The following is a 1,300-nucleotide window of genomic DNA, read 5'->3' on the forward strand; positions in this document are numbered from 1 at the left end:
CCACCCCCCTTTTAATGATATGTATTCTCATTAAGCTTATTTCTCTTTAATTGATCGTTAGTTATTATGTACTACTATCTCTGCTTTTTTGATCTGTGACAGTTCAGGGTGCGGAATGTGGGTTGTATCTGCTTGTGGATCTGATTTTTTAGCGGTGAGAATTTGATTAACTATTTTAATCAGAGGAAATTGATCTTTTCTTGAAAGTGGATAAAAGGGTAATATTCCTAAATGAAATGCTTTTACCTCTGCTAAAGCTTCTCCCCTTTCTGGATTCATACTAGTGTAAACAAAATCAACTAATTTTGAGTTTAAGATACTTAGCAGATATTTAAGAGCAAAAATATCAGACTTTTCATCTTTTTTAAGAATAATATGAACGTTGTTCCGTATGATAAATCCAGAGGAAATCAAAGTTCCAATTATTTGATCACTAGTCTGTCTGAAAATTAGTTTTTCTTTGGCTTGAAATATTGATTCTTCCCTGGGTGCTGCGAGCCATTGACCATAGCTTATCCAGAAATTTTCATTCCATAAAATCACATATTTATGAAAATAACGTCCACCTATTAATGGCTGAAAATTATCATTTAATTTAGTTTCAGCAGTATAAGGTTTTTCATCTAATATTTTTTTGGTCTGTGGTGGATAACCTTTACCAACTTCGTAAGGTTTAACACCATTTTTGATTTCAAAGTAATCTTTTACTAAGAAAGAGCATGATTGAATTTTATCTAATAACAATATTTGCTTTTCATCAAGTGAAAAATTAAAAAATCGCTGTTTTAATAAAGTATTTTTTGATAGAACATTGACACGCTCAATTATATTTCTATTTCTCAGTTTTATATTTACATTATATTCTGCTAATTGATTTTTTTGGATAAAAATAATATCACAGTCTACCCTCGCTTCATCAAAGATTTTTGTTTTAAATTCATCTATACCCAAAAAATAAAACTCACTCATTAAACTTTGTCTAAACTGCTGTGCTACATCAAGTAATTTCCAAGTATTAGGTACTATATAACATAGGTATCCATGAGGTTTTAAAATATCCTTTAAACCTAATAAGCAGAATGTAAAATAGCTGTCTTTTAGGGAATTATTTATACCTAGATAATTATATTTATTAATCAATAAGACTAATTCTGATTTGGAAGGAAATAACCCATAAGGAGGATTTCCCATAACCACATCAAAACCAACAAAAACACCATCATTATTTAACACTTCAGGAAACTCAAAGCGCCATTCCAAAGCATTTTCATACATTCTACCATTTTCTATTTCCTCAATT

1 protein-coding gene is annotated in these 1,300 nt (G+C 29.7%); it reads right to left on the reverse strand.

Annotated elements, in window-relative coordinates; all coding sequences use genetic code 11:
- Positions 1-57 precede the first annotated feature (57 nt).
- Positions 58-1,300 (reverse strand): TaqI-like C-terminal specificity domain-containing protein (locus FFO06_RS20625; protein ID WP_201275509.1); only part of this gene is annotated, 1,243 nt, incomplete at its 5' end.

Origin of the sequence: Dolichospermum planctonicum (genome assembly GCF_005402965.1) — a bacterium.
GTDB classification, from domain to species: domain Bacteria; phylum Cyanobacteriota; class Cyanobacteriia; order Cyanobacteriales; family Nostocaceae; genus Dolichospermum; species Dolichospermum planctonicum.